Annotated in this window: 2 pseudogenes; both read right to left on the reverse strand. The window is 77.9% G+C overall.

What is annotated here, in order from left to right:
• Positions 1 to 280 (reverse strand): annotated as a pseudogene (locus SACPADRAFT_RS34370) (hypothetical protein); the annotation flags it as partial.
• Positions 281 to 284: 4 nt separating this feature from the next.
• A pseudogene (locus SACPADRAFT_RS34375) lies at positions 285 to 638 on the reverse strand (FAD-dependent oxidoreductase); the annotation flags it as partial.
• Positions 639 to 678 lie beyond the last annotated feature (40 nt).

Raw genomic sequence — 678 nt, forward strand, 5'->3', positions numbered from 1 at the left:
CCGGGCGGACGTGCAGGTCCTCCAGCGGCCAGCGGGGGACGCCGAGGTCGGCGGCGTCCGGGGCGTCGAGCAGCGCGGTGCGGAACACCATCGCCGCCGAGGCGAGCGACGCCTCCTCCGGGGTGGTGTTCAGCGCGGCCACCGCGATCAGGTCCCACAGCGCGGCGCGGGTCGCCGCGTTCTGCCCGTGCCGGTGCAGCCAGTCGCCGAAGCTCGTCCGGTCCAGCGCGGGGTCGTCGGGATCGAGGGGTGCGCAGCGCCGCCGCGGCCCGCAGCGCACGAACCCGGTCGGCCGGGGCGAGCGCGCGGTACCGGGCGAGGGTGGGTGCCAGGTGCAGCGGTGCGGGCGCGTCCGTGCGGCGTAGCCACGCGCGCCGGCCACCGGGCCCGAGCACCGGGACGGTGAACCGCTCCTGCAGGGCGAGCCCGTCGGCGGTGCCGAGCCGTTCCAGCAGCGCGCGGTAGGCCACGCAACACCGCAGCACCACGTGTTGCCCGTTGTCGACCGTGATGTCCGAGCGGGGGAACGAGAAGGTCGCCCCACCGAGCCGGGCCCGTGCCTCCAGGAGCGTGACCCGCAGCCCCGCGTCGACGAGGTCGCAGGCCGCGGTGAGGCCCGCGAGCCCTCCCCCCACCACGACGACGTGCCGTGGGCGGCCGGACGCCCGCTCCGCCCCC

Source organism: Saccharomonospora iraqiensis subsp. paurometabolica YIM 90007, from assembly GCF_000231035.2.
GTDB lineage: Bacteria > Actinomycetota > Actinomycetes > Mycobacteriales > Pseudonocardiaceae > Saccharomonospora > Saccharomonospora paurometabolica.